Here is a 25082-nt window from a genome sequence, read left to right as displayed (position 1 = left end):
CGGGTGTTTTCATCCATCAGCGCCCGTGCCGGCATGCAGCATGCGTGGCGGACGCCTGAACCGTTCCCCGGGGGGCACGGCGGGCCACGCAGGGCGCACCGATCGAGGAGGAGTGCGCCATGCAACTCATCGTTTCCGCGGCCATCATCGGGGCCGTGGTGCTCTGGGGCCTGATCTCGCCCCGCACACTGGACAGCGTCTTCGGCACGCTGCTCGCCGACATCACCCGCACCTTCGGCTGGTTCTACCTGTGGGTGGTGCTGGGCCTGGTGCTGCTGGCCTTCTTCCTGGCCGTGAGCCGTTACGGCGACCTCAAGCTCGGCGACGAGGACGACGAGCCCGAGTTCTCCCTGGGTGCCTGGTTCTCGATGCTGTTCGCGGCCGGCATGGGCATCGGCCTGGTGTTCTGGGGCGTGGCCGAGCCGGTGTCGCACTACGTCACGCCGCCGCCGGGCATCGCGCCCAACACGGCGGACGCTGCGGGCGCGGCCATGCGCTATTCCTTCTTCCACTGGGGCTTCCATCCCTGGGCCATCTACGGCATCGTGGGCTTGGCGATCAGCTTCTTCACCTTCCGGCGCAAGGCCTTGCCGCTGGTGAGTTCGGCCACCGAGGCGCTGCCCTGGGCCTGGACCCGGCGGCTGTCGCCGGTGGTCAACGTGCTGGCTGTGGTCGCCACGGCCTTCGGCGTCGCCGCGTCGCTGGGCATGGGCGCCACGCAGATCGGTGCCGGGCTGCAGCAGGCGTTCGGCCTGCCCGACAGCCGATGGACAGAGTCGGCCATCATCGTGGTGACCACGGTGCTGTTCCTCACCTCGGCCGTGAGCGGCGTGGAGCGCGGCGTCAAGTGGCTGTCGATGGGCAACCTGATCGTGGCCGGCCTGCTGGCCCTGGTGGTGCTGTGCCTGGGGCCGACCATCGCCATCATCGACACCTTTACCGCCACCCTGGGTTCCTACCTCAGCGACTTCGTGCGGATGAGCCTGCGCATGACGCCCTTCCGCCAGAGCTCGTGGATCGGCGACTGGACCATCTTCTACTGGGCCTGGTGGCTGGCCTGGTCGCCCTTCGTGGGCCTGTTCATCGCGCGGGTCTCGCGCGGGCGCACGGTGCGCCAATTCCTGGTGGGCACCGTGCTGGCGCCCAGCCTGGTGGGCTTCGCCTGGTTCGCGGTGTTTGGCGGCACGGCGCTCAACTACGAGATCTTCCGTGGCGTCCCGCTGGCCGAGGCCGTGGCTTCCAACGTGTCGAGCGCGATGTTCGTGATGTTCGACGCGATGCCCGGCGGCGCCATCCTGTCCGTGGTGGCCACCATCCTGGTGTTCGTCTTCTTCGTCACTTCGGGCGATTCGGCCACGCTGGTGCTGGGCACCATGAGCACGCAGGGCAATCCCAACCCGCCCGCCCGCGTCAAGATCATCTGGGGCGTGCTGGTGGCGGCCATCGCGCTGAGCCTGCTGCTGGCGGGCGGCTTGAACGCGGTGCAGACGGCCACCATCGTGTTCGCACTGCCCTTCGCGCTGGTGTTGGTGCTGATGGCGATCTCCGTCACCTGGGCGATCCGCCACGACTGGGATGAGGAGCAGAAACGTGAGCGCGCCCTGCGCCGCCGGATGCGCGAGATGGTCAAGTGATCCGGGTTGACCCGCAGCGCGGCCTGCGGATGTCCGCAATGCGGACCCGCGGCGCGAGCAGGGACAATCTGCCGCCATGACTCTCTCGAAAATCCTCGTCCCGGTCGCGGGACTGGCCCTGCTGGTGATCGGATGGCGCAGCTATGGCCTGGCGGGCGTCGTTGGCGTGGCTGGCGGCATCATGATGTTCCTGCTGCTGCACTTCACGCGCACGATGACGGTGCTTCGCCGCGCCGGCAACCGGCCGATGGGCTATGTGGACAGTGCGGTGATGCTCAATGCCAAGCTCAAGCCGCGCATGACGCTGCTGCATGTGATCGCCATGACCCGCGCGATCGGCGCCGCACAGACGCCCGAAGGCGTGCAGCCCGAAGTCTTCCGCTGGACCGACAACAGCGACTCCTACGTGGACGCGACCTTCCACGAAGGCAAGCTGCGGGAATGGAAGCTGACGCGGCCGGTTCAGGTGGAGGAGGCGGCGGCGGTCGTGCCCTCGGTTGCCGAGGCCGGCGGCATGGCGACCGGGGTGGCGCCGGACGGTCGCTGAGCGACCTTTCTCTTTCCACGAGGGCGCCCGTTTTCTGCTCCCTCTCCCCTTGTGGGGGGCGGGGGAGAGGAGCGGCGCTCGCAAGGCGCAGGGCTGTTGGCGCGCAGGCTCCCCCTCTCCCCAACCCCTCTCCCGCAAGGAGTGAGGGGCTTCATCTTCAGAAGGGCGGGCCGTCGTCGTCGGTCGCCGACGTCGATCCGGGCGTTGTCTCTGCCACCAATTGCGATTCAGCCCGCGGCGCGGCCACCGGCGCTGGCGCGGCTGCCGCCGCCATGCCCGGCGCCATCTCCCCGCCCAGTGCCTCCAGCAACGCGGGCAGCAACTGCCCCAGCTCGCCGGTCACGATGGCGGCATCGGTGTCGAAGCCCTCGTCCTTGGCCTGCGCATCGCTGCCGGCGCCGTCGAACACGCCTTCCAGGAACTGCAGCTTGCGCAGCTGCATGCCCTCGGTCAGCTCGAAGGAGACGCGGTCCTCCCAGGTCAGCGCCAGGCGGGTCGGCCGCTTGCCCTGGGCGATGTGCTCGCGCACCTCCTCGATGTCCAGGGGATGCTTGGCATAGCGCACCACGGCCTTGGAGTCGTCCGTGGCCTTGAGCTCGCAGTCGCGGTCGATGGAAAAGCCCGCCGGTGGCTCCTGCGTGGCCAGCCAGCCGGCCATGGCGCTGCCGGGCTCCACCTGCGTGTGGAAGGCCGACACGCCGAAGCCGTCCAGCGCCTTGACCAGGGCCGTCACCACGCCGTCGGCGCGGGCCTGGTTGGAGGTGTCCAGCGTCAGTCGCCTTGCGCCCGGGTCGATCCACACGGCGATGCGCGCATGGCGGGTGAAGGCCATGGGCAGCAGCTCCTGCGTGATGTCTTCCTTGAGCTGCTTCTTCTCCTTCTTGCCGGGCTGGCGGCCGGTCTGCTGCTCGATCTGCGCGCAGCGCTCGTCGAGCTTGCGGCGCACCACCGAGGCGGGCAGCGTCTTGCTCTCGACCATGTACTCCAACAGCCACTGGCCGCCGACGGACTCCAGCAGCGGGCCCTCGGCCTGGCCGCGGGGCTCGACCCAGCCGGCGGACGATTCCTGCGTCGCGCCGCAGGGCACGAAGCGCTCCTTTTCCAGCTGCTGCTGGGCGGCGTCGAAGTCGGGCGCCCATGCGGGCTCGATGCGGAAGCTGATGACGTTCTTGAAACGGGGCACGGCAGGTCGGCGGGAAAAACGCGAAGCGGGCGATTGTGCGTGCGCCGCGTGGCCGGGGTCGCCTGCGCGGCCTGTAAGCCCGAGTAAAAGCCCGGGCAGGCCGGCGCCTTAAAATCGCCGGCTCCCCGCATTTCTCCCTGCAAGGACAAGCAAGACATGAGCGCGATCCCCTCGCTGGCCGACCGTGACGGCAAGATCTGGATGGACGGTGAACTCGTCGACTGGCGCGACGCGAAGATCCATGTGCTGACCCACACGCTGCACTACGGCTGCGGCGCCTTCGAAGGAGTGCGGGCCTACAACACCGTGAATGGCACCGCCATCTTCCGCCTCGAAGAGCACACCGAGCGCCTCTACAACAGCGCCAAGATCCTGCGCATGAACATCCCGTTCAGCAAGGAGCAACTCAACGAGGCGCAGAAGGAAGTCGTGCGGGCCAACCAGCTCGAAAGCTGCTACCTGCGCCCGCTGGTCTGGATCGGCTCCGAGAAGCTGGGCGTGAGCCCCAAGGGCAACACCATCCATGCGATGGTCGCGGCCTGGGCCTGGGGCGCCTACCTGGGCGAAGAGGGCCTCAAGCGCGGCATCCGCGTCAAGACCAGCAGCTACACCCGCCACCACGTGAACATCACGATGACGCAGGCCAAGGCGGTCTCCAACTACAGCAACTCCATCCTGGCCAACATGGAGGCCACGGAAGACGGCTACGACGAGGCCCTGCTGCTGGACGCGGCCGGCTTCGTCTCCGAAGGCGCGGGCGAGAACATCTTTGTGGTCAAGGGCGGCACGATCTACACGCCCGACCTGTCGGCCGGCGCGCTCAACGGCATCACGCGCAACACCATCCTGCACATCGCCAAGGACCTCGGCATCGAGGTGGTGCAGAAGCGCATCACGCGCGACGAGGTCTACATCGCCGATGAGGCCTTCTTCACCGGCACCGCCGCCGAGGTCACGCCCATCCGCGAACTCGACCGGGTGCAGATCGGCATCGGCAGCCGCGGCCCCGTGACCGAGAAGGTGCAGAACGCCTTCTTCGACATCGTCAACGGCCGCAATCCCAAGTACGCCCACTGGCTCACCAAGGTCTGATCGCCATGTCCACTTCCGCCGTCGTCGAACTCGCCGCCAAGGACCTGAACCACCAGGGCGGCGTCTTCTGTCCCAGCCCCAAGGCCGACATGAAGCTGTGGAACACCCATCCCAAGGTGTACCTGGACGTCGCCCGCACGGGCGAGGCCAAGTGCCCGTATTGCGGCACGCTGTACCGCCTGAAGGCGGGCGAGGTGGTGGCCGGCGGCCACTGAGGCAGGCGCCACCCGGGCCCTCGATTCGCGGGCCCTACGCCAGAACGAAACAAGGCCGCCGGGTCATCCCCGGCGGCCTTGTCGTTTCTGGCGGCAGTGCTAGACCGAGGCGCCTCGCCAGCGCCGTGGCAGCACCGCCAGCCAGGCGCCCGCCGGCTCGCGCGAAAGCCGCAGGAACACCATCCCCACCCACAGCAGCGACAACCCGATCTGCGCGTCCCGCAGGGCCGAGTTGACGCAGCTGGCCAGCAGCATGATGAGCGTGGCGGCGAAGGCCACGCGGCCAGACAGGTCCGGTCGCTTCCAGGCCTGCCACACGGCGCACAGCATCACGGCCAGCAGCGCGGCCACGCCGGGCAGACCGGTCTGTGAGCCCATCCACAGGAAGTCGTTGTGCGGCATGTTGTAGTTGGCCAGCAGGGCCGGGCCGCGCTCGCGCCAGATCTGGTTCCAGGCGCCGATGCCCCAGCCCGCCAGCGGCCGGTCGGCGATCATGCGGCCGGTGACGGTGTACATGTGGTAGCGCACCACCCAGCTGCCCTCGGAGACCGCGCCAGCGCGTGCGGCCTCGATCTCCGACACACCCTGGGCCAGCTTCTGCTCGACCACGGGCGGCGCCTCGCGCAGCGCGAAGCCGAGCACCACCACCACGGCCGCCAGCGCCACGGCCATGCCGCGCCAGTGGCTGCGCCACTGGTGCACGCACAGCAGGGGCAGCACGATCAGCATGGCCAGCAGCGAGGTGCGCGAAGGCAGGTTCCAGTTGACGATGAAGACCGTCGCAGCCGTCAGCGCGAAGCCGGCCACCGCCCGGTAGGGCCGGTGCTCCACCAGCCGCTGCAGCGCCCAGGCGGCCGAGGCGCCGCCCAGCACGGTGTAGAGCAGCGCATCGTTGATCGACTTGTTGCCCACCAGCATGATCATCGGCTTGAGCACGCCCATGGGCGGCATCACGCCGAACTTCATCAGGATGAAATAGAACACCGCCGTGTAGGCGATGTTGAAGAAGGCGATGCCCAGGAAGCCGCGCATCGCCCACACCGCCTCCTCGCGGGTGAGCATCAGGGCCAGCAGGATGGTCAGCGGGATGCGGATGCCGTGCCACAGGTTGACGCCGGTCTCGGCGTAGTGCGGCCCGATGACCAGCACGACCAGCTGCCACAGCACCAGCGCCGCGAGGGGCCAGCGCAGCGGATGGTGGGCCAGGCGCTCCACGCGCTCGCGCCAGTCGCCTGCCACCAGCATCGTCGCCAGCAGCAGCAGGAAGGCCATGTAGTTCAGGCCCACCGGCATGAACACCACCGCGCCCCACAGGCAGGCGGCGGCGCGGGGAAGAAGGGGAAGGCGCATCGGATGGGTCGGTTGGTCGCGGCGTCGGCACGCGCGGGCTGGTGTGCAGCACAAGGCGGCGGGTGGCCGGAGAAAGGCTGCCGATTCTAGGAAGCGACCGTGGCAGGATCGTGCAGACCCTGCGGGCGGCCCGTCGGGCGCGTGTCAGGCGGGCCGTGGCAGCCGGATGGTGAAGCGGGCGCCGCCCGCCGGGCTGCGCGTGCAGCGCACCCCGCCGCCATGCCGTTCGGCGATGGACTTGACCAGCGCCAACCCCAGGCCCACGCCCCCGTCGCGCTCGCTGGCACCGGGCAGGCGGTAGAAGGGCTCGAAGATGCGCTCGCGCAGCGCCTCGGGCACGCCGGGGCCCTGGTCGTCCACATGCAGCATCGCCCAGCCCGGCTCGGCCGCCAGCTCGACGGCCACCGTGCCGCTGCCGCCATGCCGGCGCGCGTTCTCCAGCAGGTTGCGCAGGGCCCGGCGCAGCAGGCGCGACACCCCATGCACCGTCACCGCGTCCAGTGCCGTGCCCGCGGCCAGGCCCAGGTCGGCATCCACGCGGGCGCATTCCTCGGCGGCCAGGCCCATCAGGTCCACCGTCTCGATGGTGCCGACGTCGGCTTCGCGGGCGTCGAGGCGGCTGGCCAGCAGGATCTCGTCGATCAGCTGGTCCAGCTCGGCGATGTTGCGCGAGATCTCGGCGCGGGCCGCGCTGTTGGCCTGGGGGCCCATCAGCTCCAGCCCCATGCGGATGCGCGCCAGCGGCGAGCGCAGCTCGTGCGAGGCATTGGCCAGCAGCGACTTGTGCGAGCGCACCAGTTGCTCCACGCGGGTGGCGGCATCGTTGAAGCGGCGGGCCAGGTCGGCCACCTCGTCCTCGCCGCGGTCGTCGACGCGCACCGAGAGGTCGCCTTCGCCGAAGCGCTGCACGCTGCGCTGCAGGCCTTCGAGGCGCAGCGTCAGCCGGCGCACGATGGGGTACAGCCCCAGGCCGGTGGCCAGGCCCACCATGCCCAGCAGCCAGAAGATGCCGGTATGCGGATGGAGCCAGGGCGGCGGCGTGGGCCGGCGGTCGATGCGCGGGCCCAGTTCCATGGTGAACTGCTGGCCGTTGTCCAGCGAGATGGCGAATTCCAGCGGCTCGCCCGGCCGGCTGGTGCGCACCGACTTGCCGTTGGCAAAGGCGTTGTTCTGCGTGTCTCGCAGCGTCACGTCGCGCGGCAGCGGGGCGCTGCGCTGGTCGTCCGCCACCTTCCAGGCCCAGCCCGCCGCCATCACGACCACGGCCACGCCGGCCAGCACGGCCAGCCAGATGCGCACGTAGAGATGGCGGGTGAACAGGCCGACCATGGAATCCCGGCTAGTCCTGTTGTTTGGCAAAGACGTAGCCCACGCCGCGCACGGTCAGGATGCGCTTGGGGTTCTTTGCGTCGGCCTCGATGGCGGCGCGGATGCGGCCCATGTGCACATCGATGGAGCGGTCGAAGGCCTCCAGCTCGCGCCCGCGAACGGCTTCCATGATCTGGTCGCGCGTGAGCACGCGGCCCGCGCGTTCGGCCATCGCCACCAGCAGGTCGAACTGGTAGGAGGTGAGTTCGGCCGCCTGGCCGGCCACGGTGACGGTGCGCGCATCGCGGTCGATTTCCAGTGAGCCGAAGCGCATGCCCCGCGCCGGCTCGGGCCCTGCCGCCAGCCCGCCCTCACCGCGGCGGCGAAGCACGGCGCGGATGCGCGCCAGCAGCTCGCGCGGCTCGAAGGGCTTGGGCAGGTAATCGTCGGCGCCCAGCTCCAGGCCGATGATGCGGTCCATGGGGTCGCCCTTGGCCGTCAGCATCAGCACCGGCACCTTGCCGGCCGCGCCGGGCAGGGCGCGGATGCGGCGGCACAGGTCCAGACCATCGGCATCGGGCAGCATGAGGTCGAGGATGACGAGGTCGGGCAATTGCTGCTCCAGCGCCGCCATGCCGCGCGCGCCGTCGCCGGCGTGGCTGACGGCGAAGCCGGACTGGGCCAGGTATTCGACGACCATCTGCGCCAGGCGCTGGTCGTCTTCGATCATGAGCAGCTGTGGGGTCGTCATGGTGAAGGGAATGCTCGCCGCCCGCCGGCAAGGGCGGTTGAAGTCTTCGTAAAGTTGGGTAAACCGGGTTGCATCGCGACGATGCATGCGAAGCGCCTGCCGGCCGCCTCTGCCTCTGCCGCGGCCTGCTGCTTGCCTCGTCGCCTTCCGCCTCAGGCCACCGCGGGGGATCGGGCCAGGTGCTCGAACAGCATCGGTGCCGCGTCGCGGTCGATGGGCGTGCGCGGCATGGGCTGGGCCAGCAGCGCGGCCAGTGCGCCATCGTCCAGCCCGGGGTGCTGGTCCAGCGCCTGCCGGTGGATCTGGTGGGCCAGCGTGCGCAGCTGTGCCACGCACTGGCGCAGCCGGGCCTGGAAGGCCGCCGCGTCGGGCAGCGGCGACTCGCGCAGGCTGGCATTGAGCTCGGCAAACCACGGCAGCGCCGCCTGGTCGAGCATGCGTGCCGCGTTGCGGCGCTCGCTCACCGACGACCAGGCGCGCAGGAAGCCCTGCATGGCGATGTTCAGCTGCTGGCAGTGCTGCAGTTCCTCGCGCAGGTTGCCCAGCGTGGCGACGTCGGTGAGCCGCTCGTGGAAGAACAGCTGCGACAGCACGCCCCAGTAGTAGGTGTAGTCCCAGACCACCTTCACCGGCAGCACCTCGGGGTCGCCGAACAGCCCGTACTGGCCCTGGTAGAGCGCCAGTGTGCTGTCGTAGAAGGAGTGGTAAATGTGGTCGTACAGCTGCGCGCGCGCCTGCACCGAGCGGCCCGCGCGGTCGTGGGCAATGAGGTCGCAGATGAAGGTGTTGCTCATCGCGATGAAGTCGCTGCCCGGCGAGTAGAAGGGGTCGAGGAACAAGCCCGCCTCGCCGGTGAGCGCCCAGCGCTCGCCGCTGAAGACCTTCTTGCAGCCATAGGAGAACTTGCGCATGAAGGCGAAGTCCTGCAGCTTGTCCCGCTGGCCGTCGAGCACGTCGAAGAGCACGGGCTGGTGCTCGGCCAGCCAGTCCATGGCCTTGTCGAAGCTGTCCATGCGCTCCAGCGGATGGAAAGCCGGGTCCGCCACGATGCCGACCGAGTGGGAACCCGAGGCCAGCGGAATCAGCCACACCCAGTAGCCCGCGCCCACCAGGTGGTTGGTCGACAGCCAGCGCGCGGCGGGCGTGCAGCGGGCGCGCCATTCGGGGTCCTGGCCCCAGTCGTCCAGGGTGAGCCGGTTGCCGATGCGGAACCACACGGCATGGGCCTGGTGGTCGTTGGGCTGCACCAGGCCCAGTTGGCGCTTGAGCAGGCCGGCGCGGCCGCAGGCATCGACCATCCAGCGGCATTGCGCGGCATGGGGCTCGCCCGCCTCGGTCCATTCGATGCGGTGCAGGCCCTGCGGGGCGGGGTCCAGCGCCATGCGCCGCACCATCGCGTTGTCGACGAAGCGCACGCCCTGGGCGGCTGCCACCTCGGCCAGGTGGTTCTCGAAGATGCCGCGGTCGATCTGGTAGCTGGGGATCGACAGCGGCCGGCTCGCGCCGACCTCGGTCACGGCATCCAGGTCGCGCCGGCCTTCAGAGAAGAAGAAGCGGAAGCCGAACTTGCGCAGCTGCGCTTCGTCCAGGTGCTGCTTGAGTCCGAGCACGGTGTCGAAGTAATGGGCGCCGATCTCCACCGACGACTCGCCCACCTTGTGCGTGGCATGCGGCACCGGGTGGCTGCGGCGTTCGAGCACCAGCACGTCGATGTCGCCGAAGCGCCGCTTGAGCTGCAGCGCCAGCGTGAGTCCTGCCAGGCCGCCCCCCATGATGATGACGTCGTGGGTGGCGGGCGTGGGGTGCATGGACTCTCCTGAAAGGGGCGGTCAGCCTAGCGTGATGTGCAGTGCCAGCGTGTCGGACAGGGCGAGGACCAGCGGCTGGCCGCCCGGGTCAGGACCGCGCGCCAGGGCCTCGAAGAAGGGCAGCGAGTCGGCCATGGCGTTGGGCGGCAGGGCGCGGGCCGCCTCGGACTGCAATGCCGTGGGGATGGCTGCGCCACTGTGTAGTGCGATGGACAGCGTGGCAACGGTGCGCTCGCTGGCCTCGGGGGCCAGCACCATGGCGCCGGCCAGCAGGCCGTGCGTGTCGTGCACCTGCGCCAGCGGGCCGGCGGCCTCGGCGTCGAAGCCCACCAGCAGCACAGCCTGGTGGTCGGCGGCGCACTGGGTGGCGGCTTCGAGCAGGCCGGCGGCAAAGCTGTGCGACGAGGCGCTGATCGCATTGCTGGCCTGCTGGCAGCCGGTGCCGATGGTCCAGTAGCCCACGGCGGCGTTGTGCACCGAGTTGTGGAACTTGATGGGCGACAGCTGCGTGGGCGCCTGCGCGAGCGTGGCGCACATGTAGTCGCTGATGGCCAGGTCGCCCTGGGCCGAGGTGAAGACGCAGGGCAGGTCGACGGCCGCGCGGCCGGAGCCGGCCACGGCGGCGCTGGCCACTTCCAGCGCCAGCGCCACCGTGTCGGGTGCGCGGCGGCGCTCGGCCGGCGCCAGGATCTGCGGCGCCGGGCGGCGGGCCGGAGCTTCGGCCAGGCCCGCTTCGCCACGGAAGGCGGCGCGGGCCGCCTCCCAGCCAGGCAGCAGCGGATGCCAGAAGGCCGGGCCTTCGACGTAGAGCGTGGGCAGCCGGCTCATTGCACGGCCCTTCCGAAGATCAGCGCGCAGTTGTTGCCGCCGAAGCCGAAGGAGTTGGACAGCACGTGCCGCACTTCCCCCTGGGCCGGCTCGCGGCGCAGCTGCGGGCCACAGACGGCGTCGAACGTCCGCGCGTTGATGTTGCCGGGCATCAGTCCCGTCTCCAGTGCCAGCAGGCTGACGGCGGCTTCGACGATGCCGGCCGCCCCCAGCGTGTGGCCGGTGAAGCCTTTGGTGCTGCTGGCATGGGTGCGGGCCGGGAAGCGCCGCGCCACCAGGGCGGCCTCGACCTCGTCGTTCTTGCTGCTGGCCGTGCCGTGCAGGTTGATGTAGTCGATGTCGTCGGTGGCCAGGCCGGCGCGCGCCAGCGCGTCGTTCAGCGCCCGCTCGGCGCCGGCGCCTTCGGGATGCGGCGTGGACATGTGATGCGCGTCGCTCGCCTCGCCATGGCCCAGCAGGTGCGGGCCGGTGCCGCTGCGCTCCAGCAGCGCAAAGCCGGCCGCCTCGCCCAGGCTGATGCCGCGGCGCTCGGCGTCGAAGGGCCGACAGGGCTCGGGCGACACCAGCTCCAGCGAGTTGAAGCCGAACAGCACGCTGCCGCACAGCGAATCGGCGCCGCCCACCACGGCGGCGTCGGCCAGGCCCAGGCGGATCAGCCGCTCGGCCGAGGCGAAGACCTTGGCGCTGGAGGAGCAGGCGGTGGAGATCGTCTCGCACGGCCCCGTCAGCCCCAGCGCGCGCTGCACGAACAGGCCGGGTGCATGCGGCGTGTGGACCTGCGCGTTGCGCATGGCTTCGGGAAAGCGGCCCTCGGCGTCCAGCCGGGTGTAGGCCTGTTCGGTCTCGCCGATGCTGGAGGTGGAGGTGCCGATGATCACGGCGACGCGGTCCGCGCCGTGGCGCTCGCGCGCGGCCAGGGCGGCGCCGATGAAGCCGTCGGCATTCAGGCCCATCCAGGCCAGGCGGTTGTTGCGGCAATCCCAGGGCGCGAGCTCGGGCGGCAGCACCACGTCCTCGACGCCGGGCACGCGGCCGATCCAGGTGGGCAGGCGCTGTTCGGTCGGCTCGCCGAAATCGTTGGGACGCAGGCCGCTGCGCGAGGCGGCCAGCGCGCTGCGCAGCGCCTCCAGGCCGGTGCCCAGGGCGGTGGTGGCCGTGTAGGCCGTGATGACGAGGGGCGGGATCTTCTGCGGCACGGTGCGGCGGGCAGGTTTCAGGAACGAGGCGGGAGCGTAACAGCCGCCGGGCCCGCGGTGCTGAAGACCTCTCGCTACACGGGTCGGCGGGCGGCCCGCATGGCCAGCGCCACCAGCGCCAGCACCGGCAGGCCCAGCAGCGCCGTGCCGGTGAAGAAGGTGGCGTAGCCGTAGGCCTCGACGAAGGCCCCCGAGAAGCCGGCCACGAACTTGGGCAGCAGCAGCATCAGCGAGCTGAACAGCGCGTACTGCGTGGCCGAGTAGCTCACGTTGGTCAGGCTGGAGAGGTAGGCGATGAAGGCGGCCGAGGCGATGCCTCCGGCCAGGTTGTCGGCCGACACCACCGCCACCAGCGCCGTCACATCATGGCCGCGGGTAGTCATCCAGGCGAACAGCAGGTTGCTGGCAGCGCTGAGCACGGCGCCCAGCATCAGCACCCGCATCACGCCCAGGCGCATGGCCAGCACGCCGCCGACGAAGGCGCCGACCAGGGTCATGATGACGCCGTAGACCTTGCTCACCGTGGCCACCTCGTCCTTGGTGAAGCCCATGTCCACGTAGAAGGGGTTGGCCATGATGCCCATCACGACGTCGCTGATGCGGTAGATGGCGATCAGCGACAGGATCAGCACCGCCTGCCAGCGGTAGCGGCGCAGGAAGTCGGCAAAGGGCTCCACCAGCGTGTTGCGCAGCCATTCGCCGGCCGAGCGGGCGGGCGGCAGCGGCACGCGCACGGGCTCGGCCGATAGCAGCACCGTCAGCACGCCCACCACCATGGAGCCGGCCATCACCAGGTAGGCCGTGCGCCAGCCGCCGTTCTGGTAGGCGCCGGTGGCGCTGCCCTCGGCCCAGGCCGCCACCCACAGCACGCCGGCACCGGCCCAGATCATGGCCAGGCGGTAGCCTGTCTGGTAGGCCGCCGCCAGCGCGGCCTGCTTGCGGGCCTCGGCCGATTCGATGCGGAAGGCGTCCAGCGCGATGTCCTGCGTGGCCGAGCCGAAGGCCACCAGCACGGCGCACAGCACCAGCGGCTCCAGTCCGGCGCGCGGATCGTTCAGGGCCATGCCCACCAGGCCCGCGATGACCATGGCCTGCGACAGCAGCAGCCAGCCGCGGCGTCGACCCAGCACCGTGGTCAGCGGCGGCAGCGGCAGCCGGTCGACCAGCGGCGCCCACACCCACTTGAAGCCGTAGGCCAGGCCCACCCAGCTCAGGTAACCGATGGTGGCGCGGTCGACACCGGCCTCGCGCAGGCGAAAGCTCAGCGTGCCCAGCACCAGCAGCAGCGGCAGGCCGGCCGCGAAGCCGAGGGCGAACATGCGCAGCGAGGCCGGCTCCAGGTACACGCGCAGGGTTTCGCGCCAGGGTTGCCTGGGCAATTCGGGAGTGACGGCTGGGGGATTGGACATGGAGGAGGAAGGTTGCAACCTTATTATTCCGCCCACCATGTGCCTGCTCTGCGACCTGCGTTCTGCCGCCGCCACCCCTGTCGACGACGAGGGCCCGGCGCAGCCCCGCTGGCAACCCCGCCGGGCCTTCCTGCTGGCGGGCGCCGCTGCAGCCGCCGGCGCCGCGCTGCCGGTGGCGGCCCAGGTCGACGTGGGGCCGCTGTCGGCCGCGCGCAACCTGGTGCCGGCCGATCAGATCGAAGGCGCGGCCGTGCAGCAGTACGGCGATCTGATCGCCAAGGCCCGCAGCCAGCGCGCGCTGGCCGGCCCCGAGCATCCGCAGCTGGTGCGTCTGCGCGGCATCGCACAGCGCCTCATCCCCTACACGCGCCAATGGAACGACCGGGCCGCCGGCTGGAAGTGGGAGGTCAACCTGATCGGCAGCAAGCAGGTCAACGCCTTCTGCATGCCGGGCGGCAAGATCGCCTTCTTCACCGGCATCCTGGACCAGCTCAAGCTCAGCGACGACGAGACGGCGATGGTGATGGGCCACGAGATGGCTCATGCCCTGCGCGAGCATGCGCGCGAGCGCATGGCCAAGACGGCCGGCACCGGCATGGCGCTGCAGCTGGGCGCCCAGTTGCTGGGGCTGGGCCAGCTGGGCGACATGGGCGCACGCGCCGGCACGCAGTTGATCTCCCTCAAGTTCAGCCGCGACGACGAGACCGAGGCGGACCTCGTCGGCCTGGAACTCGCCGCCCGCGGCGGCTTCCAACCCCAGGCCGCCGTCAGCCTCTGGACCAAGATGGCCCAGGTCTCCAAGAGCCAGGGCGGCCTGAGCTTCCTGTCCACCCATCCGACCGGGCCCGACCGCATCCGCGTGCTGGAGCAGAACGTGCCGAAGGTCGAAGGCCTTTACCGCGCCGCGCGACGCAGCTGATGCGCCGGGCGCGGCCTGGCCCTTGCTTGAACCGACTCATGTCCCTTCTCAGTGAACTGCGTGACCAGACCCTCGGCGAGGAGATCGCCAACGCCCTGAGCCACGGCCTGGGCGCCCTGCTGGCCATGGCCTCGCTGCCGATCCTGGTGCACCACGCTGCTGCGCGCGGCCACGTTGCCGAGGTGGTGGGGGCCAGCCTGTTCGCCGGCACGGCCATCGTGCTGTACCTGGTCTCCACCCTGTACCACGCGCTGCCGGCGGGCCGGGCCAAGCTGTGGTTCAACCGGCTGGACCATGCCTCCATCTACCTCTTCATCGCCGGCAGCTACATGCCCTTCGTGCTGGGCGTGCTGCGCGGCACCTGGGGCTGGACGCTGTTCGCCATCGTCTGGGCCGCGGCCGCGGTGGGGGTGGCGGCCAAGCTCTTCGACCGGCTCAAGCACCCGCTGTGGTCCACCGGGCTGTATGTGGCCATGGGCTGGGTGGCGATCGTGGCGGCGGTGCCGCTGGTCGAGCGCATGTCGGGCGCCGGCCTGGCCTGGCTGGTGGCCGGCGGCGTCTCGTACACGGCGGGGGCCGTCGTGTTCCTCTTCGACTCGAAGCTGCGCTATGCGCACTTCGTGTGGCACCTGTTCGTGCTGGGTGGCAGCGTGTGCCACTTCTTTGCCGTGCTCTGGCATTCGGGCGCGCCGGCGGCGCTGCCGGCCTGAGGGGGCTGTTCCGGCCCGCTCCGCAACACGGCCGGGCCTCGCGGTTGCCGGCCTGCGCCGACGCGGCGACACGGTGCCCCCGGGTACGATGCCGCGGCCCCACTTCCCGCCGAAAGGACGCACCCTCCATGCCCGCCATCGCTCGCCGACACCGACTCCTTCTGGCCTTCGCACTGCCTGCCGTCCTGTCGCTCGCGGCCTGCGGCAGCGGCGTCAGCCTGGACGAGCCCATCGAGGGGCCGACGTGGCGCCTGGTCCAGCTGCAGGGCGAGATGGTGGACGGTGGTGGCGATCCGCAGGGCACGCCCTCGGTGCAGTTCGGCAGCGACGGCCGGGCCGTCGGCAGTGGCGGCTGCAACCGCTTTTCGGGCACCTACAGCCGCACGGCCAGCCAGCTGCGCATCGGCCAGCTGGCAGCCACCCGCATGGCCTGCGTCGCACCCGAGCGCGGGCAGCGCGAAATGCAGTTCTTCCAGGCCCTGCAGTCCACGGCGAGCTACCGCCTTCAGGCGCCGGCGCGCCTCGTGCTGCTCGACGGCAGCGGGCGTACGGTGGCGATGCTGCAGCGCTGAGGGCTGCGCCTGTCGCCCTGCCGCCCTGCCGCCGGCTGCTCAGCCGGTCAGGCGTTCCAGCGCCTCGCGGTACTTCGCCGCGGTGCGTTCGGTCACGTCGTTGGGCAGGCGCGGCGCGGGCGGCGTCTTGTCCCAGGGCTTGCCGTTGATGCGCACGGCCTCCAGCCAGTCGCGCACGAACTGCTTGTCGTAGCTCGGGGGGTTGGTGCCGACAGCCAGCGCGGCCTCGTAGCCTTCCACCGGCCAGTAGCGCGAGCTGTCAGGTGTGAGCACCTCGTCCATCAGCACCAGCTGGCCGGTTTCGTCCAGGCCGAACTCGAACTTGGTGTCGGCGATGATCATGCCGCGCTGCAGCGCGATCTCGGCCGCCGTCTCGTACAGCGCGATGCTGGTCTCGCGGATCTGCTGGGCCAGCTGCGGGCCGATCATTTCGACCACGCGCTCGTAGCTGATGTTCTCGTCGTGCTCGCCCACGGCGGCCTTGGCGGCGGGCGTGAAGATGGCGCGCGGCAGCTTGGCCGAATTGACGAGTCCCTCGGGCAGCGGCACGCCGCAGACCTCCCGGTTTTCCTGGTATTCCTTCCAGCCGCTGCCGGCCAGGTAGCCGCGCACCACGGCTTCGACAGGAATGGGCTTGAGGCGCTTGACCAGCATCGAGCGGCCCGTGACCTGCGCCACCTCTTCCGGGCGCACCACGCTCTCGGGCGCCTCGCCGGTCAGGTGGTTGGGGCAGATGCCGCCCAGGCGGTCGAACCACCACAGCGCCATCTTGGTCAGGATCTCGCCCTTGCCCGGGATCGGCTCGCCCATGATGACGTCGAAGGCCGACAGCCGGTCGCTGGCGATCATGAGGATGCGGTCCTCGCCGACGGCGTAGTTGTCGCGCACCTTGCCGCGTGCAAGCAGGGGCAGGCTCTGGATGGAGGAGGTATGGACGGTCGTGGCCATGGAGGTGCCGGGCGGCAGGGTGAAGGAGGAAAGCAGCGCGCGATTATCCGCGGGTGGTGACAGGCCGGTGTCACCGCCTGTATGCGTGTCGCGCGCGAAAAAAAGCCACCGCGCGGGCGGTGGCCGGTCCGGAAGGCGCCGGGCGCCTGTCAGATGGTTTATTGGACGACCTGCGCCAGCTCGCCCTGGGCGTACTTGGCGGCCATCACCTGCAGGCCCGCGCCCTTGATCTTGCCAGCCTGGCCTTCGCAGCCGAATTCCAGGTAGCGCTGCTTGCACACGGCCTTGGCGGCTTCGCGGGCCGGCTTCATCCACTCGCGCATGTCGAACTTCTCGGGGTTCTCGGCCATGAACTTGCGCACGGCACCGGTCATCGCCATGCGGATGTCGGTGTCGATGTTGATCTTGCGCACGCCGTACTTGATGGCTTCCTGAATCTCGGCCACGGGCACGCCGTAGGTTTCCTTCATCTGGCCGCCGTACTGGTTGATGATGGCGCGCAGCTCCTGCGGCACCGACGACGAACCGTGCATCACCAGGTGGGTGTTGGGGATGCGGGCGTGGATTTCCTTCACGCGGCTGATCGCCAGGATGTCGCCCGTGGGCGGACGGCTGAACTTGTAGGCGCCGTGGCTGGTGCCGATGGCGATGGCCAGGGCGTCCAACTGGGTGGCCTTGACGAACTGGGCGGCCTCCTCGGGGTCGGTCAACATCTGGCTGTGGTCCAGCTTGCCTTCGGCGCCGATGCCGTCTTCCTCGCCGGCATCGCCGGTTTCCAGGTTGCCCAGGCAGCCCAGCTCGCCCTCGACGGTCACGCCGACCTTGTGGGCCATCTCGACGACCTTGCGGGTCACTTCCACGTTGTAGGCGAAGTCGGCCGGGGTCTTGCCGTCCTCACGCAGCGAGCCGTCCATCATCACCGAGCCGAAACCCAGGTCGATGGCGCCGGCGCAGATCTTGGGGCTGGTGCCATGGTCCTGGTGCATCACCAGCGGGATGTGGGGGTAGGCCTCGGTCGCGGCCTGGATCAGGTGCTTGATGAAGTGCTCACCCGCGTACTTGCGGGCGCCGGCGCTGGCCTGCAGGATCACCGGGGCGCCGACTTCATCGGCGGCGGCCATCACGGCCTGCACTTGCTCCAGGTTGTTCACGTTGAAGGCCGGAATGCCATAGCCGTTGGCAGCGGCGTGGTCCAGCAACTCGCGCATCGAGACAAGTGCCATGGTGATGTCCTCTTAAGTAATCGTGGAAAAGTGCGAAAAAATTCCCACGATTCTAATGAGCGACCCTGTCGGACAGGTCTGACGGCGGCAGTCCCAGAAAGCGCAGAAGCGGCGGCATCACCGGTCCGCCGATCCACTGCACGCGCGTAGCGACCGCACCCATCAGCGTGATGTGGCTGAGGTTGTCGAAGGTGTGGACCTCCACCGGCACGCCTGCCACCTCCAGCTTGCGCGCCATCTGGGCGGTGTTGCGATGCGGGTCGACCAGGTTGTCCCGGCTGGCCGCCATGAGCAGCGTGCGCGGCGCGGCGGCCGAGACATGGTTGATCGGCTGCGATTCGGGCATCGTGCGCGGCCAGTCGAAGGCGCGCTTCACGTCCGGGTCGCCGATGGGCAGGAAGTCGTAGGGCCCGGCCAGGCCGATCCATCCGGCCAGTTGCCGGGGACTCGCCCCGAGCGCCTGGAGCCAGCGCGGATCGAGCGCCACCATGGCCGCGTTGTAGGCGCCCGAGCTGTGTCCCATGACATAGACCTGGGCCGGGTCCGCGCCCAGGCGGGCGGCGTTGTCCAGCCCCCATTTCACGGCCCGTGCGCTGTCCTGCACAAAGGCCGGATAGCGCACTTCGTGCGAGAGCCGGTAGTCGGCCACGGCCACGATGGCGCCGCGCGAGGCCAGCGCCTCGCCGACGAAGCGGTATTGGGCCCGGTCGCCCGTGGTCCAGGTGCCGCCATAAAAGAAGACCACCAGAGGCCGCCGGCCGGCCGCAGGCGCCGTGCGCGCCAGCGGCTGGTACACGTCCAGCCGCTGGCGCGGCTCGCTGCCGTAGGCGATGTCGTTCTGGACGGTGTAGGTGTCGGTGGGCGTGAGCCGGTCGACCAGCTTGATGGGGGAGCAGGCGCCCAGCGAGAGCGCGCCGGCCACGACGGCGAGCGCGGCCGCGACGGTGCGCAGCAGGGGAGGGTGGGAAGGCATGCCTTCCCATACGCAGGCGCCGCCGCTTTGGTTTCCGGCGCGCGCCGCTGTCCTACGCGGCCGGCGGGGCGGCCCGGCTGGCCGGCGTTCAGGACGCCGTGCAGATCCTCAGCATGTTGGTGCCGCCGGGCGCCCCCATCGGCTCGCCGCAAGTGATGGCGTACACATCGCCGCTCTGGACGATGCCGCGCTTCTTGAGGTGTTCCTCCGCCTGGTGGAGGGCGGCATCGCGGTCGTTCTGTGTCTCCGTCAGCAGCGGGCGCACGTTGCGGTAGAGCGCCATGCGCCGCTGCGTCGTCAGCCGCGCGGTCAGGGCATAGACCGGGATGTGCGCCGCATGGCGGCTCATCCACAGCGCGGTGGAACCCGATTCGGTCAGCGCCACGATGGCCTTGGCGCCCAGGTGGTGCGCCGTGAACAGCGCGCCCATGGCGATGGACTGGTCGATGCGGGTGTAGTGCTGGCCGCTGAAGTCCAGGTCGCGCGAGGTGTCCTCGGCCTGCTCGGCCGCCTCGCAGATGCGGCTCATCTCCTTGACGGTCTCCAACGGGTAGCGGCCGGAGGCCGTCTCGGCCGAGAGCATCACGGCGTCGGTGCCGTCCAGCACGGCGTTGGCCACGTCGCTCACCTCGGCGCGGGTGGGCACGGGGTTGGCGATCATCGATTCCATCATCTGCGTGGCGGTGATGACCACGCGGTCCATCTCGCGCGCCATGCGGATCATCTTCTTCTGCAGGGCCGGCACGGCCGCATTGCCCACCTCGACCGCCAGGTCGCCGCGGGCGACCATGATGCCGTCGCTGGCACGCAGGATCTCCTCCAGGCGCGGAATGGCTTCGGCGCGCTCGATCTTGGCGATCAGCCCCGGCTTGTGGCCCCATTCGGCGCCGGCCACGTTGCAGAGCTGGCGGGCCATCTCCATGTCGGTGGCGTTCTTGGGAAAGCTTACCGCCACGTAATCGGCCTGGAAGCTCATGGCGGTCTTGATGTCCTCCATGTCCTTGGCCGTGAGCGCCGGGGCCGTGAGGCCGCCGCCTTCCTTGTTGATGCCCTTGTTGTTGGAGAGCTCGCCGCCCACCAGCACGGTGGTGTGCACCGCATCGCCGCGCACGCCGTCGACCCGCAGCACGATCAGGCCGTCGTTGAGCAGCAGCCGGTCGCCGGCCTTCACGTCGCGCGGCAGGTCCTTGTAATCCAGGCCCACGGCCTGGACGTCGCCCGGCTCCAGGCGGGCGGCGTCCAGCACGAAGGAGGCACCGGGCTCCAGCCAGACCTTGCCCTCGGCGAACTTGCCCACGCGGATCTTGGGGCCCTGCAGGTCGGCCATGATGGCCACCTCGCGGCCGGCGCGGCGGGCGGCCTCGCGCACCATGGCGGCGCGGTCGATGTGGTCCTGGGCCTGGCCGTGGCTGAAGTTCAGGCGCACCACGCTGACCTTGTGGACGATCATCTGCTCGATCAATGCCGGCGTGCTGGACGCCGGGCCGAGCGTGGCGACGATCTTGGTGGCGTGGCGGGGAATGCGGGGGGCCATGTGCGGGAGTCTCCAGGTCGCGCCGCCCGAAAAGCCCGGGCGGCGAAGAATTCTCACCCAAAGGCCCGGAGGTGCCTGGCGCTGCTCCCATGCCGTCAAGGAATAGGGCTTATCGGCATGACATGCGGGGCCGATTTGACGGCCGTCATCCTCGGGAAAGCCGCATCGGTTATCGTCGACGGTTGTCCAGATTCGAAAACCGCCTATTTTTCAATGGCTTACAGACCCGAACTCTCGCTGCCCGAGCCGCTTGAGCCCAGCGCGCCGCTGCCGCACCGCAAGATCATCCGCAGCTGGCTGACGCCCCTGGCGCAGCGCAGCACTTGGCGCGCCTTCGCGCTCCTCACGCTCGACTACCTCCTCTTCTTCGGCCTGATGGCCGCCGTGGTGCTGGTCGATTCCGTCTGGCTCAAGCTGCTGGCCGCCCTGGCTGCCGGCTTCGTCATCGGCCGCCTGTTCATCATTGGGCACGACGGCTGCCACCAGAGCCTGACCGAGAACCGCCGCCTCAACAAGTGGCTGGGCCGCATCGCCTTCCTGCCCTCGCTCACGGCCTACAGCCTCTGGGACATGGGTCACAACGTGGTGCACCATGGCTTCACCAACCTCAAGGGCGTGGATTTCGTCTGGGCGCCCATGACGCAGGATGAGTACCGCGCCATGTCGCCGATGCGGCGCGTGGCCGAGCGCATCTACCGCAGCGGCTGGGGTCCGGGCCTGTACTACGCCGTCGAGATCTGGTGGGCCAAGATGATGTTCCCCAGCAAGAAGATCATGGGCAATACCTACCGCCCGGTCTTCACCCGCGACTGCCTGCTGGTCAGCGGCTTCGCGCTGGTGTGGATCGCCGCCCTGGTCGGCGCCGCCTTCGCCAGCGGCCAGTCGGCCTGGCTGCTGGTGCTGCTGGGCTTCGTGGTGCCGATGGTGTTCTGGTTCAACATGATGGGCTTCGTCATCTATGGCCACCACACCCACGTCAAGGTGCAGTGGCACAACGAGAAGGCCGCCTGGCAGCGCGCCCAGCCCTTCGTCTCCACCACCGTCCACCTGACCTTTCCGTTCCGGATCGGCGCGCTGATGCACCACATCATGGAGCACACCGCCCACCACGTGGACATGAGCATCCCGCTGTACAAGCTCAAGGAAACGCAGAAGGTGCTCGAGCAGATGCTGCCCGGCCGCATCATCATCCAGCGCTTCTCGTGGAAGTGGTACTTCGACACCGCCCGCGCCTGCAAGCTTTATGACTTCACGCGCCAGTGCTGGACCGACTTCAAGGGCCGCGCCACGAGCGAGCTGCGCTCGTTGGTGCCGCCGCAGGCGGCCGAAGCCGTCGCCCGTCCGGCCTGACGTGACGACCTGATCCCCCGCAGCGGCCTGCCGCCGCGTGCGGCGACAAAACAAAAAACCCGGTGCCGCAGCAATGCGGACCGGGTTTTTTGTTGGGCGGACGGCTTGGCTGGCAGGTGAGGCGGTGGCGGTACCCAGGCGCCGCCGCGCCGCCTCCGGACGCTCAGCCCGCTGCGCGCTTTTCCAGGATCTCGAAAGCCGGCAGCTTCTTGCCTTCCAGCACTTCCAGGAAGGCGCCGCCGCCGGTGGAGATGTAGCCCACGTCCTTCTCGATGCCGTACTTGGCGATGGCCGCCAGCGTGTCGCCGCCGCCGGCGATGGAGAAGGCGCTGCTCGCCGCGATGGCGCGGGCGATGGCCTCGGTGCCCTTGGCGAAGGCGTCGAACTCGAACACGCCGACCGGGCCGTTCCAGACGATGGTGCCGGCCTCGCGCAGCTGGGCGGCGAGCTGCTCGGCGGTCTGCGGGCCGATGTCGAGGATCAGGTCGTCCTCGGCCACCTCGGTGGCGGGCTTGACGGTGGCGGGCGCGTCGGCCGAGAAGCTCTTGGCCGTCACCACGTCCACCGGGATCGGCACGGCGGCGCCGCGGGTGCGCATGGCCTCGATCACGGCCTTGGCCTCGTCGACCAGATCGGCCTCGGCCAGCGACTTGCCGATGGGCAGGCCGGCGGCCAGCATGAAGGTGTTGGCGATGCCACCGCCCACGATCAGCTGGTCCACGTTGGCGGACAGGCTCTTGAGGATGGTCAGCTTGGTGCTCACCTTGGAGCCGGCCACGATGGCCACCAGCGGCCGCTTGGGCGCGGCCAGGGCCTTGGTGATGGCGTCGATCTCGGCCGCCAGCAACGGGCCGGCGCAGGCCACGGGTGCGAACTGGGCGATGCCGTAGGTGGTGGCCTCGGCGCGGTGGGCGGTGCCGAAGGCGTCGTTGACGTAGATGTCGGTCAGCGCGGCCATCTTGCGGGCCAGCGCCTCGTCGTTCTTCTTCTCGCCCTTGTTCAGGCGGCAGTTCTCCAGCAGCACGACCTCGCCCGGGGCGACCTGCACGCCGTCGGTCCAGTCGGCCACCAGGCGCACGTCGCGGCCCAGCAGCTCGCCCAGGCGCTGGGCGACAGGGGCCAGCGAATCCTCGGGCTTGAAGGCGCCCTCGGTCGGGCGGCCCAGGTGCGAGGTGACCATCACTGCCGCGCCGGCGTCCAGCGCCATCTGGATGCAGGGCACCGAGGCGCGGATGCGCGTGTCTTCGGTGATGCGGCCGTCGTCGTCCTGCGGAACGTTCAGGTCGGCGCGGATGAAGACCCGGCGGCCCTGGGCCTTGCCTTGTGCACACAGATCGGAGAAGCGGATGACGTTCATGGTTGCGGCTTGGGAGGAAGTTGTCTCGGCGCCGTCCGCGTGCGGGACGGGCAACAGGCCATTGTAGGGAGCGGCTTTGCCGCTACCAGCCCAATCCCAGGTGCAGGGGCAGGTACACCGCCATGCCGCCGGCCATCGTGATGAGGGTGCTGCGCCGCCAGAAGTACAGCGCCGCGCCCACCGCGGCGGCGAACAGGCGCGCGTCCTGCCAGGAGGGGATCAGGTGCCCGCCGCTCATCACCACCTCGGGCGCCACCACGGCGGCCAGCGCGGCCACCGGTGCGTAGCGCAGGGCCCGGTGCACCCAGGCCGGCAGCGGCAGGCTGCGCTCGCTGATGAAGAAGAAGCAGCGCGTGACCACGGTCACCACGGCCAGGCCCAGAATGATGGCGACGGTCCACGGATCGGTCTGCATCAGCCCGCCTCTCCGGTGCGGCCGCGGGCCAGGCGGCCCAACTGCTGTTCGAGCCAGAAGCAGGCCAGCACCGCCAGGCCGATGGACACCACGATGTTCAGCCGCAGGGGCAGGGCGTAGGCCGCCACCGCGGTGGCGCTGGCGATGAGCAGCGCCAGCACCTGCAGACGGGTGGTGACCATCGACGCCAGGATGCCCACCAGCGCCAGCACGCCGGCGAAGCCCAGGCCCCAGCGCTGGGGAATCAGTTCAGCAAGCGCGACGCCGGCGAGGCTCAGCAGGATCCAGCAGCTCCAGTTGACGGTGTAGCCGCCCACGAGGTACGCCTCCTGGTCGTCGCGCTCGGCCTGGGTGGTGGGTGGCTGCGGATAACGACGGGTGAAGACGGCATAGCTCAGGTCGCCCGTCAGGTAGCCGTGCACCAGGCGACGCCAGCGCGGCATGTGCATCAGGTAATGGCGCAGGTGCAGGCTGAAGACGACGAAGCGCAGGTTGACGCAGAAGGCGGTGGCCAGGATCACCCAGGCCGGTGCGCCCGCCACCAGCAGCGGCACGGCGGCCAGCTGGGCGCTGCCGGCATAGACCAGCAGTGTCATGAGCACTGCTTCCAGCGGCGACAGGCCGGCCTTCACCATGGCCACGCCGGTCATCAGGCCCCAGGCGCCAATGCCCAGCGCCACCGGCGTCATCAGCCGGGCGCCCTCGCGGAAAGCCAGCCGCCGGCGGAGGGCGGACGACCAGAACATCAGGCCAGCACCGTGCCGGCGGCCAGGGGCGCCCCGCGCAGGAAGTCGGCCGCCGCCAGGCGCTTGCCGCCGGCCCGCTGCAATTGCGTGGCCACCAGCAGGCTGCCGCCGCCGGCCGCGATGACGACACCGTCGGCATCGGCGCGCAGCACGGTACCCGGCACCGGGCCGGTGGCGCCAGCCGCGGGTTGTGCACGTGCCGCCCAGATCTTCAGCGGCTGGCCGTCCAGCTCGGCCACGGCCCCCGGGAAGGGATCGAAGGCGCGCACCCGGCGGGCCAGGGTGGCGGCGTCCTGCGTCCAGTCGATGCGGGCCTCGGCCTTCTCGATCTTGTGGGCGTAGGTCACACCCTCGGCCGGCTGGGGCGTGCGCGGCAGCGGCCCGGTCTCCGCCTGGCGCAGCGCCTGCACGATCAGCCGACCGCCCATCGCGGCCAGCCGGTCGTGCAACTGGCCGGTGCTTTCCTGGGCGCCGATGGCGAGGGATTCGGCCAGCAGCATGTCGCCCGTGTCCAGGCCGGCGTCCATCTGCATGATGGTCACGCCCGTTTCGGCATCGCCGGCCTCGATGGCGCGGTGGATCGGGGCCGCGCCGCGCCAGCGGGGCAGCAGGCTGGCGTGGATATTGAGGCAGCCCAAGGCCTGGGTGCCGGCCGGCGCCCCTTCGCCCTGGCCGGCCATCAGGTCCAGCACCCACTGCGGCAGGATCAGGCCGTAGGCGGCCACGACCATGGCATCGGCCCGGGCGGCCGCCAGCTGCTCGCGCGCCTGGGCGGCGTCCTCGGGGTACTTGCCATCCAGGCGCAGGCTGCGTGGCTGGGCTACCGGCCATCCCCGGGTCAGGGCATGCGCCTTGACCGGCGAGGCCTGCAGCTTCATGCCGCGGCCGGCAGGGCGGTCGGGCTGAGTCAGGACCAGGGCGATCTCGATGCCGGCGGCATCCAGGGCTTCGAGCGCCACGCGGGCGAATTCGGGCGTGCCCGCGAAGACGATCCTCATCGGTGGGGAAATGCTT

Annotated in this window: 24 protein-coding genes; 8 read left to right on the top strand and 16 right to left on the bottom strand. The window is 70.0% G+C overall.

Features of this window, described 5'->3' with window-relative positions:
- Positions 1-119 precede the first annotated feature (119 nt).
- Positions 120-1634, top strand: a complete 1515-nt coding sequence (locus KBC94_RS24790; RefSeq protein ID WP_294376697.1) for a BCCT family transporter — start codon at positions 120-122, stop codon at positions 1632-1634.
- 76 nt (positions 1635-1710) lie between these two features.
- On the top strand, positions 1711-2181 hold the full coding sequence (locus KBC94_RS24785) for a glycerate kinase (protein ID WP_294376694.1): 471 nt from the start codon (positions 1711-1713) through the stop codon (positions 2179-2181).
- A 157-nt stretch (positions 2182-2338) separates the two neighbouring features.
- Here the strand turns inward: KBC94_RS24785 and KBC94_RS24780 are convergent, their stop codons facing one another.
- A complete protein-coding gene (locus KBC94_RS24780) occupies positions 2339-3364 on the bottom strand; it encodes a recombination-associated protein RdgC (RefSeq protein WP_294376693.1) in 1026 nt (341 codons plus the stop codon).
- A 156-nt stretch (positions 3365-3520) separates the two neighbouring features.
- Between KBC94_RS24780 and KBC94_RS24775 the strand changes: the two genes are divergently transcribed.
- Positions 3521-4456: a branched-chain amino acid transaminase gene (locus tag KBC94_RS24775; RefSeq protein WP_294376689.1), complete on the top strand. Its 936-nt coding sequence runs from the start codon at positions 3521-3523 to the stop codon at positions 4454-4456.
- A 5-nt stretch (positions 4457-4461) separates the two neighbouring features.
- The gene (locus KBC94_RS24770) at positions 4462-4671 is read left to right on the top strand and encodes a zinc-finger domain-containing protein (RefSeq protein ID WP_017758891.1); all 210 of its coding nucleotides are present in this window, start codon (positions 4462-4464) and stop codon (positions 4669-4671) included.
- Positions 4672-4770: 99 nt separating this feature from the next.
- Here the strand turns inward: KBC94_RS24770 and KBC94_RS24765 are convergent, their stop codons facing one another.
- The 7 genes from KBC94_RS24765 to KBC94_RS24735 form a co-directional block, all read right to left on the bottom strand.
- Positions 4771-6021: an O-antigen ligase family protein gene (locus KBC94_RS24765; RefSeq protein WP_294376683.1), complete on the bottom strand. Its 1251-nt coding sequence runs from the start codon at positions 6019-6021 to the stop codon at positions 4771-4773.
- 144 nt (positions 6022-6165) lie between these two features.
- Positions 6166-7350: an ATP-binding protein gene (locus tag KBC94_RS24760; RefSeq protein ID WP_294376679.1), complete on the bottom strand. Its 1185-nt coding sequence runs from the start codon at positions 7348-7350 to the stop codon at positions 6166-6168.
- Between the two features lie 10 nt (positions 7351-7360).
- Positions 7361-8080: a response regulator transcription factor gene (locus KBC94_RS24755; RefSeq protein ID WP_294376677.1), complete on the bottom strand. Its 720-nt coding sequence runs from the start codon at positions 8078-8080 to the stop codon at positions 7361-7363.
- A gap of 152 nt (positions 8081-8232) precedes the next feature.
- Complete coding sequence (locus KBC94_RS24750; RefSeq protein WP_294376674.1) at positions 8233-9888, bottom strand: NAD(P)/FAD-dependent oxidoreductase; 1656 nt, start codon at positions 9886-9888, stop codon at positions 8233-8235.
- 21 nt (positions 9889-9909) lie between these two features.
- Entirely contained in the window at positions 9910-10716 is an 807-nt protein-coding gene (locus tag KBC94_RS24745) for a beta-ketoacyl synthase chain length factor (RefSeq protein WP_294376673.1), read from the bottom strand.
- Complete coding sequence (locus KBC94_RS24740) at positions 10713-11912, bottom strand: beta-ketoacyl-[acyl-carrier-protein] synthase family protein (RefSeq protein WP_294376670.1); 1200 nt, start codon at positions 11910-11912, stop codon at positions 10713-10715. The genes KBC94_RS24745 and KBC94_RS24740 overlap by 4 nt, the downstream gene beginning before the upstream one ends.
- Before the next feature lie 74 nt (positions 11913-11986).
- Positions 11987-13321 carry an AmpG family muropeptide MFS transporter gene (locus KBC94_RS24735; RefSeq protein WP_294376667.1) on the bottom strand — a complete coding sequence of 445 codons (1335 nt, stop codon included), beginning with the start codon at positions 13319-13321 and terminating at the stop codon, positions 11987-11989.
- Between the two features lie 37 nt (positions 13322-13358).
- Here KBC94_RS24735 and KBC94_RS24730 point away from each other — a divergent pair, with 37 nt between their 5' ends.
- From KBC94_RS24730 to KBC94_RS24720, 3 genes are all read left to right on the top strand, one after another.
- A complete protein-coding gene (locus tag KBC94_RS24730; protein WP_294376665.1) occupies positions 13359-14240 on the top strand; it encodes a M48 family metallopeptidase in 882 nt (293 codons plus the stop codon).
- Between the two features lie 38 nt (positions 14241-14278).
- Entirely contained in the window at positions 14279-14950 is a 672-nt protein-coding gene (locus KBC94_RS24725; RefSeq protein WP_294376660.1) for a hemolysin III family protein, read from the top strand.
- Between the two features lie 128 nt (positions 14951-15078).
- Complete coding sequence (locus tag KBC94_RS24720) at positions 15079-15522, top strand: META domain-containing protein (RefSeq protein WP_294376657.1); 444 nt, start codon at positions 15079-15081, stop codon at positions 15520-15522.
- A gap of 39 nt (positions 15523-15561) precedes the next feature.
- Here the strand turns inward: KBC94_RS24720 and KBC94_RS24715 are convergent, their stop codons facing one another.
- From KBC94_RS24715 to pyk, 4 genes are all read right to left on the bottom strand, one after another.
- The gene (locus KBC94_RS24715; RefSeq protein WP_294376655.1) at positions 15562-16470 is read right to left on the bottom strand and encodes a phosphoribosylaminoimidazolesuccinocarboxamide synthase; all 909 of its coding nucleotides are present in this window, start codon (positions 16468-16470) and stop codon (positions 15562-15564) included.
- A gap of 158 nt (positions 16471-16628) precedes the next feature.
- Complete coding sequence (fba, locus tag KBC94_RS24710; protein ID WP_043114233.1) at positions 16629-17693, bottom strand: class II fructose-bisphosphate aldolase; 1065 nt, start codon at positions 17691-17693, stop codon at positions 16629-16631.
- Positions 17694-17745: 52 nt separating this feature from the next.
- Entirely contained in the window at positions 17746-18666 is a 921-nt protein-coding gene (locus KBC94_RS24705) for an alpha/beta hydrolase (RefSeq protein ID WP_294376649.1), read from the bottom strand.
- 88 nt (positions 18667-18754) lie between these two features.
- Positions 18755-20200: a pyruvate kinase gene (gene pyk / locus KBC94_RS24700; protein WP_294376647.1), complete on the bottom strand. Its 1446-nt coding sequence runs from the start codon at positions 20198-20200 to the stop codon at positions 18755-18757.
- 213 nt (positions 20201-20413) lie between these two features.
- Here pyk and KBC94_RS24695 point away from each other — a divergent pair, with 213 nt between their 5' ends.
- Positions 20414-21550, top strand: a complete 1137-nt coding sequence (locus KBC94_RS24695) for a fatty acid desaturase (protein WP_294376644.1) — start codon at positions 20414-20416, stop codon at positions 21548-21550.
- Positions 21551-21713: 163 nt separating this feature from the next.
- Here KBC94_RS24695 and KBC94_RS24690 read toward each other — a convergent pair whose 3' ends face one another.
- From KBC94_RS24690 to fmt, 4 genes are all read right to left on the bottom strand, one after another.
- A complete protein-coding gene (locus KBC94_RS24690; protein WP_294376641.1) occupies positions 21714-22907 on the bottom strand; it encodes a phosphoglycerate kinase in 1194 nt (397 codons plus the stop codon).
- An 82-nt stretch (positions 22908-22989) separates the two neighbouring features.
- On the bottom strand, positions 22990-23325 hold the full coding sequence (locus KBC94_RS24685) for an AzlD domain-containing protein (RefSeq protein WP_294376791.1): 336 nt from the start codon (positions 23323-23325) through the stop codon (positions 22990-22992).
- Positions 23322-24068: an AzlC family ABC transporter permease gene (locus KBC94_RS24680; protein ID WP_294376638.1), complete on the bottom strand. Its 747-nt coding sequence runs from the start codon at positions 24066-24068 to the stop codon at positions 23322-23324. Before KBC94_RS24680 ends, KBC94_RS24685 begins: the two co-directional genes overlap by 4 nt.
- Entirely contained in the window at positions 24068-25066 is a 999-nt protein-coding gene (fmt, locus tag KBC94_RS24675) for a methionyl-tRNA formyltransferase (RefSeq protein ID WP_294376633.1), read from the bottom strand. The genes KBC94_RS24680 and fmt overlap by 1 nt, the downstream gene beginning before the upstream one ends.
- Positions 25067-25082: the final 16 nt, after the last annotated feature.

Source organism: Pseudacidovorax sp. (genome assembly GCF_017991995.1).
In the GTDB taxonomy this organism is placed as follows: domain Bacteria; phylum Pseudomonadota; class Gammaproteobacteria; order Burkholderiales; family Burkholderiaceae_C; genus Xenophilus.
This window is presented reverse-complemented; position numbering and strand designations above follow the sequence as displayed.

Coding starts and splice junctions, on each gene's coding strand:
- pyk (WP_294376647.1), bottom strand. CDS start 20,200: ATGGCCCCCCGCATTCCCCGCCACGCCACCAAGATCGTCGCCACGCTC.
- KBC94_RS24760 (WP_294376679.1), bottom strand. CDS start 7,350: ATGGTCGGCCTGTTCACCCGCCATCTCTACGTGCGCATCTGGCTGGCC.
- KBC94_RS24765 (WP_294376683.1), bottom strand. CDS start 6,021: ATGCGCCTTCCCCTTCTTCCCCGCGCCGCCGCCTGCCTGTGGGGCGCG.
- KBC94_RS24725 (WP_294376660.1), top strand. CDS start 14,279: ATGTCCCTTCTCAGTGAACTGCGTGACCAGACCCTCGGCGAGGAGATC.
- KBC94_RS24720 (WP_294376657.1), top strand. CDS start 15,079: ATGCCCGCCATCGCTCGCCGACACCGACTCCTTCTGGCCTTCGCACTG.
- KBC94_RS24745 (WP_294376673.1), bottom strand. CDS start 10,716: ATGAGCCGGCTGCCCACGCTCTACGTCGAAGGCCCGGCCTTCTGGCAT.
- KBC94_RS24735 (WP_294376667.1), bottom strand. CDS start 13,321: ATGTCCAATCCCCCAGCCGTCACTCCCGAATTGCCCAGGCAACCCTGG.
- KBC94_RS24705 (WP_294376649.1), bottom strand. CDS start 18,666: ATGCCTTCCCACCCTCCCCTGCTGCGCACCGTCGCGGCCGCGCTCGCC.
- fba (WP_043114233.1), bottom strand. CDS start 17,693: ATGGCACTTGTCTCGATGCGCGAGTTGCTGGACCACGCCGCTGCCAAC.
- KBC94_RS24750 (WP_294376674.1), bottom strand. CDS start 9,888: ATGCACCCCACGCCCGCCACCCACGACGTCATCATCATGGGGGGCGGC.
- KBC94_RS24690 (WP_294376641.1), bottom strand. CDS start 22,907: ATGAACGTCATCCGCTTCTCCGATCTGTGTGCACAAGGCAAGGCCCAG.
- KBC94_RS24790 (WP_294376697.1), top strand. CDS start 120: ATGCAACTCATCGTTTCCGCGGCCATCATCGGGGCCGTGGTGCTCTGG.
- KBC94_RS24695 (WP_294376644.1), top strand. CDS start 20,414: ATGGCTTACAGACCCGAACTCTCGCTGCCCGAGCCGCTTGAGCCCAGC.
- KBC94_RS24755 (WP_294376677.1), bottom strand. CDS start 8,080: ATGACGACCCCACAGCTGCTCATGATCGAAGACGACCAGCGCCTGGCG.
- fmt (WP_294376633.1), bottom strand. CDS start 25,066: ATGAGGATCGTCTTCGCGGGCACGCCCGAATTCGCCCGCGTGGCGCTC.
- KBC94_RS24730 (WP_294376665.1), top strand. CDS start 13,359: ATGTGCCTGCTCTGCGACCTGCGTTCTGCCGCCGCCACCCCTGTCGAC.
- KBC94_RS24770 (WP_017758891.1), top strand. CDS start 4,462: ATGTCCACTTCCGCCGTCGTCGAACTCGCCGCCAAGGACCTGAACCAC.
- KBC94_RS24775 (WP_294376689.1), top strand. CDS start 3,521: ATGAGCGCGATCCCCTCGCTGGCCGACCGTGACGGCAAGATCTGGATG.
- KBC94_RS24715 (WP_294376655.1), bottom strand. CDS start 16,470: ATGGCCACGACCGTCCATACCTCCTCCATCCAGAGCCTGCCCCTGCTT.
- KBC94_RS24785 (WP_294376694.1), top strand. CDS start 1,711: ATGACTCTCTCGAAAATCCTCGTCCCGGTCGCGGGACTGGCCCTGCTG.
- KBC94_RS24680 (WP_294376638.1), bottom strand. CDS start 24,068: ATGTTCTGGTCGTCCGCCCTCCGCCGGCGGCTGGCTTTCCGCGAGGGC.